Source organism: Streptomyces sp. BE20 (assembly GCF_036322525.1).
Lineage (GTDB): Bacteria > Actinomycetota > Actinomycetes > Streptomycetales > Streptomycetaceae > Kitasatospora.
The window spans coordinates 52,665-66,548 of the sequence record NZ_JAQYWW010001022.1 but is presented as its reverse complement, the minus strand read 5'-3'; the positions used below and the strand labels follow the sequence as shown (position 1 = coordinate 66,548).

The window sequence follows — 13,884 nt, the reverse complement described above, 5'->3', positions numbered from 1 at the left end:
CGCACCATGACACTGCCCCACGGGCCACTGCGCCCCGGTCCCGGCGAGCCGCAGGCCCGGGCGCTGCCCGACCCGGCCGCCGTCGACCCCGCGGTGCTCGCCACCCTGCTGGCCCGGCACGGCTGGGTCCGGCGCGGCGGGCCCTCCGCCCGGTACGGCCGCTGGACGCCCCCCGACGGCACCGACCCCGGCACCAGCCTGATCGTCCCCGCCGGTGACGGCTTCGACGACGCCGTCGACCTCCTCGCCGACGCCGTCACCGCGCTCTCCCGCTCCGCCAGCCCCTCCGCCCGCGCGATCCTGCTCGCCCTGGCCGTCCCCGGCGACGAGCTCCAGTGGCGCCGTGACCTCGCCGGCCCGCCGGGCTCCGCTCCCGCGACGGTGCCCTGGGACGACACCGAACGGCTTCAGCGGGCGGCGCGCGCCATGCTCGCGGCCGGCGCCAAGGCCGGCCGCACCCGGGCCGCGTACTTCGGAGCCCGCCTCGACAGCTGGGCCGGGGACTTCCTCGACCGCGTCCTGGTGGTCTCCGGCGGCCCCGGCCTCACCGCCTACACCCCCGCCCCCGAGGGCCGGGCCGCGGTCACCACCCTGGTTCGCGCCCTGGAGGCGCTGCGCGACGCCGTCGACTACCGCCGGGTCAGCGGCGGTGCGGAGGCCTTCGAGAACGCCGTCCAGTCCGGCGTCAGCCGCGAGCTGGTCGAATCCGTCGAGGAGCTGGTGCGCGGCGCCACCGCGAGCCGGCTCACCGTCGCCTGGTCGGCCGCCGCCGGGACCCCCGGCGGTTTCGGCGACCGCCGGATCGCCCTGGAGTTCTCACCCGGCGACCTGCCCGCCCTCGCGGAGGCCGCGGAGCTGCTCGAACGCATCGAGCCCGCCGTCGCCGTCACCGTCGTCGGCGTCGTCGTCCGGCTCAAGCGCGCCGACCCGGCAGGCCCCGGCAGCGTCCGCCTGCGGGTGCTCGGCGGCGCCGAGGTCGACGAGGTCAAGGTCCGCCTGCCCGATCCCGCCTACCGGCTGGCCGCCGAGGCCCACCTGGCCGGCACCCCGGTCAAGATCAGCGGCCGGCTCGAACGGCGCGGCGGCTTCCGCCGGCTCACCCGGCCCACCGGTCTGGAGCCCTGCGGGCTGGAGGAGGCGGAGCGGGAGCGGCTGCTCAAGACCCTGGGCGACGGGTAGGGAGGATACGGAGGTGACGGCGGGGCCACCGGTCTCGGTACCATCGTCACGCGCAGCGAAGTGTTGCGCCCTATGAATCCAGCACGTCAGGAGAGACCGGTGACGGACGTCCGGGTAATCATCAGCCGCGAACCCGATCGGGAAGAGCGCGTGGTGACCACGGGTACTACGGCCGCCGAGCTCTTCGCCGACGACCGTTCGATCATCGCCGCCCGCGTCGGCGGCCAGCTCAAGGACCTCGCGTACGCCGTTCAGGACGGCGACGAGGTCGAGCCGGTCGAGATCGGCAGCAAGGACGGCCTCGACATCCTGCGCCACTCCACCGCGCACGTCATGGCCCAGGCCGTGCAGCAGCTCTTCCCGGAGGCCAAGCTCGGCATCGGCCCGCCGGTCAAGGACGGTTTCTACTACGACTTCGACGTCGAGAAGCCGTTCCACCCCGATGACCTCAAGGCCGTCGAGAAGAAGATGCAGGAGATCATCAAGCGCGGGCAGAAGTTCTCCCGCCGGGTGGTCACCGACGAGGCCGCCCGCGAGGAGCTGGCCGGCGAGCCGTACAAGCTGGAGCTGATCGGCCTCAAGGGCTCCGCCGCCACCGCCGGCGAGGGTGCCGACGTCGAGGTCGGCGCCGGCGAGCTGAGCATCTACGACAACCTGGACCCGAAGTCCGGCGAGCTGTGCTGGGGCGACCTCTGCCGCGGCCCGCACCTGCCGTCGACCCGGATGATCCCGGCGTTCAAGATCATGCGCTCGGCCGCCGCCTACTGGCGCGGCAGCGAGAAGAACCCCATGCTCCAGCGCCTCTACGGCACCGCCTGGCCGACCAAGGACGCGCTCAAGGCGCACCTGGAGTTCCTGGAGGAGGCCGCCAAGCGCGACCACCGCAAGCTCGGCAGCGAGCTCGACCTCTTCTCCATCCCCGAGGAGATCGGCTCCGGCCTCGCCGTCTTCCACCCCAAGGGCGGCATCATCCGCCGCGCCATGGAGGACTACTCGCGCCGCCGGCACGAGGAGGAGGGCTACGAGTTCGTCTACACCCCGCACGCCACCAAGGGGAAGCTCTTCGAGAAGAGCGGCCACCTCGACTGGTACGCGGACGGCATGTACCCGCCCATGCAGCTCGACGAGGGCGTGGACTACTACCTCAAGCCGATGAACTGCCCGATGCACAACCTGATCTTCGACGCGCGTGGCCGCTCGTACCGCGAACTGCCGTTGCGTCTCTTCGAGTTCGGCACGGTGTACCGGTACGAGAAGTCCGGCGTGGTGCACGGCCTGACCCGCGCCCGCGGCTTCACCCAGGACGACGCGCACATCTACTGCACCCGTGAGCAGATGGCCGACGAGCTCGACTCGACGCTCACCTTCGTGCTCAACCTGCTGCGCGACTACGGCCTGAACGACTTCTACCTGGAGCTGTCCACCAAGGACCCGGAGAAGTTCGTCGGCTCGGACGACGCGTGGGAGGAGGCCACCGCCGTCCTCGCCGCCGTGGCCGAGAAGCAGGGCCTGCCGCTGGTGCCGGACCCGGGCGGCGCGGCCTTCTACGGCCCGAAGATCTCGGTGCAGGCGAAGGACGCCATCGGTCGTACCTGGCAGATGAGCACCATCCAGCTGGACTTCAACCTGCCCGACCGCTTCGACCTGGAGTTCACCGCGGCGGACGGCTCGCGCCAGCGGCCGGTCATGATCCACCGGGCGCTGTTCGGCTCGATCGAGCGGTTCTTCGCGGTGCTGCTGGAGCACTACGCCGGTGCCATGCCGCCGTGGCTGGCCCCGGTCACGGTGACCGGCATCCCGATCACCGACGAGCACGTGCCGTACCTGCTGGAGGTCGCGGCCGAGCTGAAGAAGCGCGGCATCCGGGTCGAGGTCGACACCTCGGACGACCGGATGCAGAAGAAGATCCGCAACGCCCAGAAGAGCAAGACCCCGTTCATGCTGATCGCCGGCAACGACGACGTCGAGGCGGGTGCGGTGTCCTTCCGCTACCGCAACGGCGAGCAGAAGAACGGCGTCCCGGTGGCCGACGCGGTCGCCGAGATCGTGGACGCCGTGGAGCGCCGCATCCAGGTGTGACACCACGGTCACGCGTGAGCGCGGGGCGGGCTCCTCGGGAGTCTGCCCCGCGCTGCTTTGCAAGAACGGCCGGGCGAATATGCTGATCAGCATGACGACTGAGCCGGAACTGCAGCGGGGCGTCGGCGAGCCGGACGGCTTCCGCCGCCTGTGGACCCCCCATCGGATGGCCTACATCCAGGGCGAGAACAAGCCCACCGGCCCGGCTCCGGACGACGGTTGCCCGTTCTGCTCGATTCCGTCGCTGAGCGACGAGGACGGGCTGGTCGTCGCACGCGGCGGCTCCGTGTACGCGGTGCTCAACCTCTACCCGTACAACGGCGGTCACCTGATGGTGGTCCCGTACCGGCACGCGGCGGACTACACCGAGCTGGACGAGGCGGAGACGGCCGAGCTGGCGGTGTTCACCAAGAAGGCGATGACGGCGCTGCGCGCGGCCTCGGGCGCGCACGGCTTCAACATCGGGATGAACCAGGGGACGGCGGCAGGTGCCGGGATCGCGGCGCACCTGCACCAGCACGTGGTGCCCCGCTGGGGCGGGGACACCAACTTCATGCCGGTGGTCGGCCACACCAAGGTGCTGCCGCAACTGCTGGCGGACACCCGCAAGATGCTGGCGGAGGCCTGGCCGCAGGACTGAGCCGGGACGGACCGGGGCCCTGCCGACCGTGTGTCGGCAGGGCCCCGTCGTGCCCGGTGCGGCCGTCAGCCGGCGTCGTAGTGGTCGACCTTGAACGGGCGGCTGCCCTGGGCCTCGGCCTTGAGCCCGGCGGCGCGGCCCTTGAAGGCGCGGTCGGTGTCCAGGTCGTGCTCGGCGAGGAACTCCAGGGTGGCGGTGTGGACGGCGCCGAGCACCGGGTGGGCCGAGTTGAGCGCGTTGTCGGCCATGGTGCGGGTGCCCCACGGCAGGCCGGCCCAGATGTGCCGCAGGCCGAAGGGCTCGGGCAGGCCGAGGCCGCCGCCGAGCCAGCCGAGCAGGGCGGGCATCCGGTAGAAGGGCGCGCGGACGGCCTGCCGGACGACCTCGTCGTTGTCGATCAGCGGGAGCTTGACCGTGCGCTCCTCCCAGAACCGCACGGTCTTGGCGACCGACTTCTCCTTGGCCTTGGGCTTGTCGAAGAAGAAGCCGTTGATCGGGCCGAGGGCGTAGCCGGCGACGGTGATGTTGAGGGTGTTGGCGAGCAGCACCACGGTGACGGTGAAGGTCAGGACGAGCTTGCCGTCGTGGGTGATGAACTGGGTGGCGAGGTAGTGGCGGGGGCCGCCGCCGAAGGTCTGCTTGTCGGCGACCGCCTGGACGGCGAAGTCGCGCATGTGGTCGCCGTCCATGTCGGCGCCGCCGGGGCGGCTGATCTCGTCGGCGCTCTCGCCGACCTCGAAGACGACCCACTGCTTGACCCGGACGCCGGGCATCCCGCTGTTGGCGACCTCGCTGATGCCGAGCGACTTGAGGTGTCCGGAGATCTTCCGGACGAGGTCCCAGGGGTGGAACTGGCGGAAGTCGATCTGGCCCTCGGCGGGGCGCAGGGTGTCGATGAGCTTCCACTCGCCCCAGCGGCGGCCGACGCCGAGGATGCCCTTGGGGCCGGCGTAGTGCTGGATGTTGGTCTCCTGCTCGGAGTCCAGCCGGCCGAGCTTGGCCCGCAGGTCGGCGGCCTTCTTGTCGAGGTCGTCGCGCGGGACGGCCATCGGGACGGTCGCGGCGACGGCGTTGCCCTCGACCAGCTGCAGCCAGCGGGCGCGCAGGTCGACGGCGGTGCGTTCGACGATGCGCTTCGCGAGGTACCAGCCGATGACCGGGGCGAGCATGACCAGGCGCAGGTAGATGCCGAGGACGCCGCCGACCGGGGGCTTGATCGCGAGCAGGGCGGCGAGGGCGGCGACGAGGACGAGGACGACGGCCCCGTACACGCCGGCGTTCTTGGGGTTGTCGCGCCGGAGCCAGGCACGGAGCTGGAAGGCGCCCAGCCAGACGAGGGCGCCGGGCAGGCAGAGCACGCCGGTGACGACGGAGATGGTGGACAGCTGCCGGTCGCGGTTGCGGCGGATCTCCTCGGCGGCGAGGCAGTGCTCGACGACCTGGCGGGTCTCGACGCCGAAGGCGGGGACCAGGGGCTTGCGGTCGCCGCCGAGCGCGCGGGAGATGAGCGCCTTGCTGAAGGCCTCGCCGAAGTTGGGGGCGAAGAGGGCGAAGCGGCCCTTCTTCGCGGTGGCTCCGTCGAGCTTGCCGGCGTCGTCGGCGAGCTTGCCGTCGCGGTACGCGGCCGAGGAGAGTGCCTGCGTGCCGGCGGTCTGCGGGCCGACGTCGGTCCGGGGTATCTGCGCACCCGGGGTCATGTCGAGTGTCGTCACGGTGGCGTCCCCTCCTCCCCTTGTCCTGCGGCAGATTACCGTGCCGTGGTGCCGCTGTGTGGATGATCGTCTGAAGTGCCGTCACGATCGGGCCATGGTGGACCTGTGGGGCATGATGCCCAGGTTTCGGGAGCGCGATGCGCCGGGGCGGACCCCGGCTGCCCTGTCCGCCGGCGGCGGCGTCGGATGGTGCACGATGACGGTATGAACAACGTGGTGGTGAGGGATCCGGTGCTGGTCTTCGACGGGGACTGCGCGTTCTGCACGACCTGCAAGAACTGGGCCGAGCGGTACCTGCGGCAGACCCTGGCGTCGGGCGGCTGGGACGCGGTGCCGTTCCAGTTCGCGGACCTCGCCGGCCTGGACGGGGCGGCCGGGGGGCGCGGGGAGGTGTCCTGGGAGCGCGCGGAGCGCGAGCTGCTCTGGGTGACCCCGGCCGGCCGCGTCTACGGCGGGGCGCAGGCGGTGGCGCGGCTGCTGCTGCGCTCGGGCGGGGCGTGGGCCTACCTGGGCGGAGTCCTGGCGTCGGCGCCGGTGCGGCCGGTCGCGGCGCTGGCCTACCGGTGGGTGGCGAGGAACCGGCACCGGATGCCGGGCGGGACGCCGGCCTGTGCACTGCCGCAGCGCCCGGCCGCCGCCGCGCCCGACGGGCGGGGCGACACCGACGCCTGACGGGCCGACGGCCGGCGGACCGGGGCGGCCCGCCCCGGCGCTCGGCCCGCCGACTCGGCCTGCGCGTTTCGGTGGTCAGTCCTTCCCGGTGAAGCGGGCGGCGAGCGCGGCGGGCATCGGTTCGTGGCGCAGGTGGGCGCGGCTGAACCCGGCGGTGCCGTGGGTGAGCGAGCGCAGGTCGACGGGGTAGCGGGCGAGTTCGAGCTCGGGGACCTCGGCGCGGAGCAGGGTGACGCCGGGGCCCGCGGTCTCGGTGCCGAGGACGCGGCCGCGGCGGGCCGAGAGGTCGCCGAGGACGGCGCCGAGGTAGTCGTCGGGGAGCAGGATGCCGACCGCGGCGACGGGTTCGAGCAGCCGGATGACGGCGTGCTCGGCGGCGTCGCGCAGGGCGAGGGCGGCGGCGGTCTGGAAGGCCGAGTCGGAGGAGTCGACGGAGTGCGCCTTGCCGTCGGTGAGGGTGACCCGGATGTCGACGAGCGGGTGTCCGGTGGAGACGCCCTTGGCGAGCTGGGCGCGGACGCCCTTCTCCACGGAGGGGATGAAGTGCCGGGGGACGGCGCCGCCGACGACGTGCTCCTTGAACTCGAAGCCGGAACCGGCCGGCAGGGGTTCGACCTCCAGCTCGCAGATGGCGTACTGGCCGTGGCCGCCGGACTGCTTGACGAGGCGGCCGTGGCCGGCGGCGGCGGTGCCGAAGGTCTCGCGCAGGGCCACCCGGTGTTCCACGGTGTCGACGTGGACGTTGTGCCGGGTGCGGAGGCGGTCGAGGACGACCTCGGCGTGGGCCTCGCCGGTGCACCAGAGGACGAGCTGGTGGGTGTCGGGGTTCTGCTCCAGCCGGAGGGCCTGGTCCTCGGCGGCGAGCCGGGTGAGCGCCTGGGAGAGCTTGTCGTCGTCGGCCTTGCTGTGGGCCTCGACGGCGATCGGGAGCAGCGGTTCGGGGAGGGTCCAGCCGTCGAGCTTCACGGGGTGGCCGGGGTCGTGGGCGGTGTCGCCGGCCCGGGCGGTGGTCAGCTTGGCGGCGCAGACGAGGTCCCCGGCGACGGCGTGCGGGACGGGGCGCTGGAGTTTGCCGAAGGGGCTGGTGAGGGCGGTGACGCGCTCCTCGGTGTCCTGGTCGGCGGGGTGGTCGGGGCCGGCGAGGTGGATCCGGGTGTCGGGGCGCAGGGTGCCGGCGTAGAGCCGGAGGAGGCTGATCCGGCCGACGTAGGCGTCGCCGGTGACGCGGACGACCTGGGCGGCGAGGGGGGCGTCGGGGTCGCACTCGGGGGCGGGGCGGGTGCGTTCGGTGGGGTCCGGGAAGGACGCGGCGATCAGGTCCAGGAGTTCGGTGGCACCGAGGCCGTTCTCGCTGGTGGGGACGGCGGGGTGGAGGGCGCACGCGAGGACTTCGCGGCGCAGGCCCGCTTCGAGGGCGTCGGTGTCGAGGGGGTCGCCGGAGAGGTAGCGCTCCATGAGGGTGTCGTCCTGGCCGGAGATGGCCTCGACGAGGCTCTCGCGGGCCGGGGCGGTGTCCGGCAGCGGCTCGGTCCGTCCGTAGGTGTGGCCGGTGAGCAGGTCGACGCTGCCGTCGGGGTGCCCGTCGTGGTGGACGGGCAGGAAGAGCGGCCGGAGGGTGTCGGGTCCGAGACCGAAGGCGTCGTGGCAGGCGGCGAGGATGTCGTCGAAGCTGCTGCGGGCGACGTCGAGCTTGGCGACGGCGATGGCGCGGGGGATGCCCTCGGCGGCGCACTCGCGCCAGAGGGCGCGGGTGGGGGCGGTGACCGGGTCGGTGGCGGAGACGACGAACACGGCGGCGTCGGCCGCGTGCACGGCGGCGTGCAGCTCGGCGGCGAAGTCGGGGTGGCCGGGCGGGTCGATCAGGTTGATCTTGACGCCGTTCCAGGCGAGGGGGAGGACCGAGAGCTGGACGGAGCGCTGCTGCTGGTGCTCGACGGGCTCGTGGTCGGCGACGGTGGTGCCGTCGGCGACGCGGCCGGGGCGCCCGACGGAGCCCGCGGCGTGGGCGAGGGATTCGGCGAGGGTGGTCTTGCCCACGCCGGCGCAGCCGATGAGGACGACGTTGCGCAGGTCGCGAGGTCCGGTCACGGCGGGTGCCTGGCCGGCTCGGGCGGTGCTGCGGTCGGGCATCGGGGTCTCCTCCCGTCGCGCCGAGACTGACGGTGAAAGTCTAGGTGCGACGGTCCGCGCGCGCCGGGTCGGCGGGGTGCGGGTGCCGGGACGGCCGGTGCCGGGGGCACACGGGGGCCGGTCGGGCGGTGCGTGGGCGGGGTCGGTTCCCCGGCGTGGCTACCATGGGTGCGCCGGGTGGGCTGATCCATTCGGTCGTCTGCCGCGCACTCTGGCCGCAGGCGGGTACCAGGCAGATCGGAGCGGTCCGGAAGGCCATGCTGAACAAATACGCGCGTGCCTTCTTCACACGTGTCCTGACCCCGTTCGCCGCGTTCCTGATCCGGCTGGGTGTGAGTCCCGACACGGTGACGCTGGTCGGTACGGCCGGTTCGGTGACGGGTGCGCTGGTGTTCTTCCCGCGGGGGGAGTTCTTCTGGGGCACCGTCACGATCACGCTGTTCATCTTCTCGGACCTGGTCGACGGGAACATGGCCCGGCAGCTGGGGCGGTCCACCAAGTGGGGGGCGTTCCTGGACTCGACGCTGGACCGGGTCGCCGATGCGGCGGTCTTCGGCGGTCTGGCCATGTGGTACGCGGGCAAGGGTGACAACGACCTGCTCTGCGCGGTGGCGGTGTTCTGCCTGGCGAGCGGGCTGGTGGTGTCGTACACCAAGGCCCGGGCCGAGAGCCAGGGGCTGCCCTGTGACGTCTCGGGACTGGTGGAGCGGGCCGAGCGGCTGGTGATCAGCCTGGTGGCGGCCGGTGTGGCGGGTCTGGCCACGTTCGGGGTGCCGTACGTGGAGTGGCTGCTGCCGGTGGCGCTGTGGCTGGTGGCGGCCGGCAGCCTGGTGACGGTGGTCCAGCGGATGGTGACCGTGCGCCGTGAGGCGTTCGAGGCGGACCGCGTGGCGGCCGGGAGCTGAAGGGGCGGGCCTGCGGTGAAGGACCGACTGGTGTACGCGGCGTACGCGACGGGCTGGGGCGTGCTCAAGCACCTGCCCGAGCCGGTGGCGCGAGGGCTGTTCGACCGGCTGGCGGACTACGCGTGGCGGCGGCGCGGCCCGCGGGTGCTGCAGCTGGAGGCGAATCTGCTGCGGGTGCGCCCGGGGGCGGACGAGGCGCAGCTGCGGGAGCTGTCGCGGGCGGGGATGCGCTCGTACATGCGGTACTGGCTGGAGTCCTTCCGGCTGCCGGTGTGGAGCCGGCAGCGGGTGGCCCGGGACGTCCGGGTGGACGGCTTCGACCAGCTGCGGGAGACGCTGGAGTCGGGGCGCGGCGCGGTGATCACGCTGCCGCACATGGGCAACTGGGACCTGGCGGGCGCCTGGGTGGCGCTGGAGGGCTTCCCGTTCACGACGGTCGCGGAGCGGTTGGAGCCGGAGCGGCTGTTCGACCGGTTCGTGGCGTTCCGCGAGAGCCTGGGCATGGAGGTGCTGGCGCTGACCGGCGGCTCGGTGAACGTGGTCGGCACGCTGGCGCGGCGGCTGCGGGAGGGGAAGCTGGTCTGCCTGGTGGGGGACCGTGACCTGTCCGAGGCCGGCGTCGAGGTGTCGTTCTTCGGCGAGGCGACCAGGATGCCGGCGGGCCCGGCGGCGCTCTGCCAGCGGACCGGTGCGGCGCTGATGCCGGTGTCGCTCTGGTACGAGGGCACGATGCTCCGGGCGCAGATCCACCCGGAGATCGCGGTGCCCGCCGAGGGCGACCGCAAGGAGAAGACCCGGGTGATGACGCAGGCGATGGCGGCGGTCTGGGAGGACGCGATCCGCGAGCACCCCGAGGACTGGCACATGCTGCAACGGTTCTGGCTGGCCGACCTGCCCGTCCGTGAGACGGTGGGGGCACCGGCCCGTCCGGTGGGTCGTCCCGTCGAGGAGCCCACCGCCGAGGCCTCCGGGGCCTGACGGCCCGCCCGGAGGCCCGCCCGAAGGAGCATGAGGAGACCTGTGAAGATCGGCATCGTCTGCCCGTACGACTGGGACGTCCCCGGCGGGGTGCAGTTCCACATCCGGGACCTCGCCGAGCATCTGATCGGCCTGGGCCACGCGGTGTCGGTGCTGGCCCCGGCCGAGGACGACGAGGCGCTGCCGCCGTACGTGGTCTCGGCGGGTCGGGCGATGGCGGTGCCGTACAACGGCTCGGTGGCGCGGCTGAGCTTCGGCCTGCTGTCGGCGGCCCGGGTGCGGCGGTGGCTGCACGAGGAGCGGTTCGACATCCTGCACGTGCACGAGCCGGCGGCGCCGAGCCTGTCGATGCTGGCCGCCTGGTCGGCGTCCGGGCCGATGGTGGGCACCTTCCACACGTCGAACCCGCGGTCGCGGGCGATGATCGCGGCCTCGCCGATCCTCCAGCCCGGGCTGGAGAAGATGCGGGCCCGGATCGCGGTGAGCGAGTACGCGCGCCGGACGCTGGTGGAGCACCTGGGCGGCGACGCGGTGGTGATCCCGAACGGCGTGGACGTGGGGTTCTTCGCCGAGGCGGAGCCGGACGACCGCTGGACCGGCGGGGCGGAGCGCGGGGAGCCCGGCACGATCGGGTTCGTCGGCCGGATCAACGAGCCGCGCAAGGGCCTGCCGACCCTGCTGGCGGCGATGCCGCGGATCCTGGCCGAGCGGCCGGGGGTGCGGCTGCTGGTGGCGGGCAAGGGCGACGAGGAGGAGGCGGCCGCGGGCCTGGCGCCGGAGGTCCGGGCGCAGGTGGAGTTCCTCGGCATGGTGAGCGACCGGGAGAAGGCCCGGCTGCTGCGCAGCGTCGATCTGTACGTGGCGCCGAACACCGGCGGCGAGAGCTTCGGGATCATCCTGGTCGAGGCGATGTCGGCGGGTGCGCCGGTGCTCGCCAGCGACCTGGACGCGTTCAAGCAGGTGCTGGACGGCGGGGACGCCGGCGAGCTGTTCCCGGTGGAGGACGCGGACGCGCTGGCCCGGTCGGCGCTGCGGCTGCTGGCGGATCCGCAGCGGTTGCGGGAGCTGAGCGGGGCGGCGTCCCGGCACGTGCGGCGGTTCGACTGGTCGACGGTGGGCGCGGACATCCTGGCCGTGTACGAGACGGTGGCGTCGGGGGCCGCGGCGGTGGTCGAGGCGGACGAGCGCGGCGGCCGGTGGGGCCGGTTCGGGCTGGCCCGGGACTGAGCCCGGGGCACCGGGGCCGGTCCGGGCCCGGTGCGGGGATTGCCCGGGGGCCTGCCGCGGTTAGGGTCTGCCAGACCCGTTCCCGCGTACTGGAGGCATCCGATGCCGCAGATCTCCGTCGACTACTCGCCGAGCCTGGACGGCTCCTTCGACCGCCGGGCGCTGGGCCTGGCGATCAACCGGCTGGCGGTGGAGACGATCGCCGCGAAGCCCGAGGGGTGCAAGACGATCTTCCGCCGGAACGATCCGGAGATCGTGGTGGGGGAGAGCGAGCGCCCCGAGGCGCAGGTGTTCGTGCAGTTCGCGATCTTCCCGGGGCGCGGCCCGGAGGCGAAGACGGCGCTCACCGAGGGGGTCCTGGCGCTGCTGGCCGAGCACGTCGCGCCGGCGCCGGGGGAGCGGCTGCACCTGGCGGTGGACGTCCGGGACATGGACCGCGAGGTGTACCGCAACACGGCGATCGAGGGGTGAACCGGGAGCACCCGGTAGCGTAGCGCCCCGTGACTACCTGGATCTGGGCCGGCGTGGCCGTGGTGCTGTTCGGCATGTATCTGAGTTGGACGGCCGGCCGGCTGGACCGGCTGCACGCCCGGATCGACGCCGCCCGCGCGGCGCTGGACGCGCAGCTGGTCCGCCGGGCGTCGGTGGCGGTCGAGCTGGCCACGTCCTCGCTGCTGGACCCGGCGGCCTCGTTGCTGCTGCTGGACGCCGCGCACGCGGCCCGGCAGGCGGAGGACGAGCAGCGCGAGGTGGCGGAGAGCCAGTTGAGTCTGGCGCTGCGGGCGGTGTTCGCCGACCCGGAGCAGGTCGCCGTGCTGGTGGCCGAACCGGGCGGCGAGGAGGCGGTCAAGGACCTGACGGCGGCGGCGCGGCGGGTGCCGATGGCGCGGCGGTTCCACAACGACGCGGTGCGGGCGGCCCGGGCGGTGCGTGAGCACCGGCTGGTGAGGTACTTCCGGCTCGCGGGCAAGGCCCCGTTCCCGATGGCCTTCGAGATGGACGACGCGCCGCCGGCGGCGCTGACGCCGGAGGGCTCGCCCTCGTAGGGCGGGCCGTCGGCGGGGGGCCTCGCGCGCGCCTTGCGGGGCCGGTTCCCCCGGGGCCGGGGCCTCGGGGCGCCCTCGGGAAGGCATCCCGCAGGGGGGCTCCTAGGGGTGTCCCTTTCCGGACACCTCTTCCCGGACGGTTCTTTGCGGGGCGTGTCGGACACGTCCGGGTGTCCGCTCTTTAGCCCGTCGGAGCGGGGGGCCGGATCCGGCCTGTTTGTCGTAACCCGACGGTCGGGCTGGACCGGGTGGCGCATGGAGGCGCCGTTTCTTCCGCCTACCATAGGGCGATAGCACTGGTTCATCTTCGAGTGAGGTCTCACGTGTCCACCACCCCCACCACCGCAGACCAGCCGCAGATCGGTACCGCCCGGGTCAAGCGCGGCATGGCCGAGCAGCTCAAGGGCGGTGTGATCATGGACGTGGTCAACGCCGAGCAGGCCAAGATCGCCGAGGACGCCGGCGCTGTCGCCGTCATGGCGCTCGAGCGGGTCCCGGCGGACATCCGCAAGGACGGCGGCGTCGCGCGGATGTCGGACCCGAACATGATCGAGGAGATCATCGAGGCGGTCTCCATCCCGGTCATGGCCAAGTCCCGGATCGGCCACTTCGTCGAGGCCCAGGTCCTGCAGTCGCTCGGTGTCGACTACATCGACGAGTCCGAGGTGCTGACCCCGGCCGACGAGGTCAACCACTCCGACAAGTGGGCCTTCACGACCCCCTTCGTCTGTGGTGCCACCAACCTGGGCGAGGCGCTGCGCCGCATCGCCGAGGGCGCGGCCATGATCCGCTCCAAGGGTGAGGCCGGTACCGGCAACGTCGTCGAGGCCGTTCGCCACCTGCGCCAGATCAAGAACGAGATCGCCAGGCTCCGCGGCTTCGACAACAACGAGCTGTTCGCCGCCGCCAAGGACCTGCGCGCCCCGTACGAGCTGGTCAAGGAGGTCGCCGAGCTCGGCAAGCTGCCGGTCGTGCTGTTCTCCGCCGGTGGTGTGGCCACCCCGGCCGACGCCGCGCTGATGCGTCAGCTGGGCGCCGAGGGCGTCTTCGTCGGCTCCGGCATCTTCAAGTCGGGTGACCCGGCGAAGCGTGCCGCCGCGATCGTCAAGGCGACCACCTTCTTCGACGACCCGAAGATCATCGCCGACGCCTCCCGCAACCTGGGCGAGGCCATGGTCGGCATCAACTGCGACACCCTGCCGGAGAGCGAGCGCTACGCCAACCGCGGCTGGTAGTCCCGCCGGACGGCCCGCCGCGCGGTGTGACCATCTGCGCGGCGGGCCGCTGCGCGTCGTCCGAACGAGAGTCTGAAGAGG

General features: G+C 73.0%; 12 protein-coding genes. 10 read left to right on the top strand and 2 right to left on the bottom strand.

Annotation, left to right across the window (positions count from 1 at the left end; all coding sequences use genetic code 11):
- The first annotated feature begins 6 nt into the window (after window positions 1–6).
- From PUR61_RS28270 to PUR61_RS28260, 3 genes are all read left to right on the top strand, one after another.
- On the top strand, window positions 7–1,179 hold the full coding sequence (locus tag PUR61_RS28270; protein WP_329882273.1) for a hypothetical protein: 1,173 nt from the start codon (window positions 7–9) through the stop codon (window positions 1,177–1,179).
- Between the two features lie 99 nt (window positions 1,180–1,278).
- Entirely contained in the window at window positions 1,279–3,258 is a 1,980-nt protein-coding gene (gene thrS, locus PUR61_RS28265) for a threonine--tRNA ligase (RefSeq protein WP_329882272.1), read from the top strand.
- Window positions 3,259–3,337: 79 nt separating this feature from the next.
- On the top strand, window positions 3,338–3,898 hold the full coding sequence (locus PUR61_RS28260; RefSeq protein ID WP_329882271.1) for an HIT family protein: 561 nt from the start codon (window positions 3,338–3,340) through the stop codon (window positions 3,896–3,898).
- 65 nt (window positions 3,899–3,963) lie between these two features.
- Here PUR61_RS28260 and PUR61_RS28255 read toward each other — a convergent pair whose 3' ends face one another.
- Window positions 3,964–5,610, bottom strand: coding sequence for a hypothetical protein (locus PUR61_RS28255; RefSeq protein WP_329882270.1), 1,647 nt, complete (start codon window positions 5,608–5,610; stop codon window positions 3,964–3,966).
- A 204-nt stretch (window positions 5,611–5,814) separates the two neighbouring features.
- Here PUR61_RS28255 and PUR61_RS28250 point away from each other — a divergent pair, with 204 nt between their 5' ends.
- On the top strand, window positions 5,815–6,282 hold the full coding sequence (locus PUR61_RS28250) for a thiol-disulfide oxidoreductase DCC family protein (RefSeq protein ID WP_329882269.1): 468 nt from the start codon (window positions 5,815–5,817) through the stop codon (window positions 6,280–6,282).
- Between the two features lie 75 nt (window positions 6,283–6,357).
- Here PUR61_RS28250 and PUR61_RS28245 read toward each other — a convergent pair whose 3' ends face one another.
- A complete protein-coding gene (locus PUR61_RS28245) occupies window positions 6,358–8,412 on the bottom strand; it encodes an elongation factor G-like protein EF-G2 (protein ID WP_329882268.1) in 2,055 nt (684 codons plus the stop codon).
- Window positions 8,413–8,669: 257 nt separating this feature from the next.
- Here PUR61_RS28245 and pgsA point away from each other — a divergent pair, with 257 nt between their 5' ends.
- The 6 genes from pgsA to pdxS all read left to right on the top strand — a co-directional run bounded on the left by pgsA (window position 8,670) and on the right by pdxS (window position 13,803).
- Window positions 8,670–9,317, top strand: coding sequence for a phosphatidylinositol phosphate synthase (gene pgsA / locus PUR61_RS28240; protein ID WP_327683718.1), 648 nt, complete (start codon window positions 8,670–8,672; stop codon window positions 9,315–9,317).
- A gap of 15 nt (window positions 9,318–9,332) precedes the next feature.
- Window positions 9,333–10,295: a phosphatidylinositol mannoside acyltransferase gene (locus PUR61_RS28235; protein WP_329882266.1), complete on the top strand. Its 963-nt coding sequence runs from the start codon at window positions 9,333–9,335 to the stop codon at window positions 10,293–10,295.
- Window positions 10,296–10,337: 42 nt separating this feature from the next.
- Window positions 10,338–11,522, top strand: coding sequence for a glycosyltransferase family 4 protein (locus PUR61_RS28230; protein WP_329882381.1), 1,185 nt, complete (start codon window positions 10,338–10,340; stop codon window positions 11,520–11,522).
- Between the two features lie 102 nt (window positions 11,523–11,624).
- The gene (locus PUR61_RS28225) at window positions 11,625–11,993 is read left to right on the top strand and encodes a 5-carboxymethyl-2-hydroxymuconate Delta-isomerase (protein WP_329882265.1); all 369 of its coding nucleotides are present in this window, start codon (window positions 11,625–11,627) and stop codon (window positions 11,991–11,993) included.
- A 29-nt stretch (window positions 11,994–12,022) separates the two neighbouring features.
- Window positions 12,023–12,568 (top strand): hypothetical protein, encoded by a 546-nt coding sequence (locus tag PUR61_RS28220; protein ID WP_329882264.1) that lies wholly within the window; start codon window positions 12,023–12,025, stop codon window positions 12,566–12,568.
- Window positions 12,569–12,891: 323 nt separating this feature from the next.
- Window positions 12,892–13,803 carry a pyridoxal 5'-phosphate synthase lyase subunit PdxS gene (pdxS, locus tag PUR61_RS28215; protein ID WP_329882263.1) on the top strand — a complete coding sequence of 304 codons (912 nt, stop codon included), beginning with the start codon at window positions 12,892–12,894 and terminating at the stop codon, window positions 13,801–13,803.
- The last annotated feature ends 81 nt before the right edge of the window (window positions 13,804–13,884 follow it).

Excerpts from the sequence above, each read along its gene's own strand:
- PUR61_RS28270 (WP_329882273.1), top strand. The coding sequence starts at position 7 with ATGACACTGCCCCACGGGCCACTGCGCCCCGGTCCCGGCGAGCCGCAG.
- PUR61_RS28260 (WP_329882271.1), top strand. The coding sequence starts at position 3,338 with ATGCTGATCAGCATGACGACTGAGCCGGAACTGCAGCGGGGCGTCGGC.
- PUR61_RS28250 (WP_329882269.1), top strand. The coding sequence starts at position 5,815 with ATGAACAACGTGGTGGTGAGGGATCCGGTGCTGGTCTTCGACGGGGAC.
- PUR61_RS28245 (WP_329882268.1), bottom strand. The coding sequence starts at position 8,412 with ATGCCCGACCGCAGCACCGCCCGAGCCGGCCAGGCACCCGCCGTGACC.
- pgsA (WP_327683718.1), top strand. The coding sequence starts at position 8,670 with ATGCTGAACAAATACGCGCGTGCCTTCTTCACACGTGTCCTGACCCCG.
- PUR61_RS28225 (WP_329882265.1), top strand. The coding sequence starts at position 11,625 with ATGCCGCAGATCTCCGTCGACTACTCGCCGAGCCTGGACGGCTCCTTC.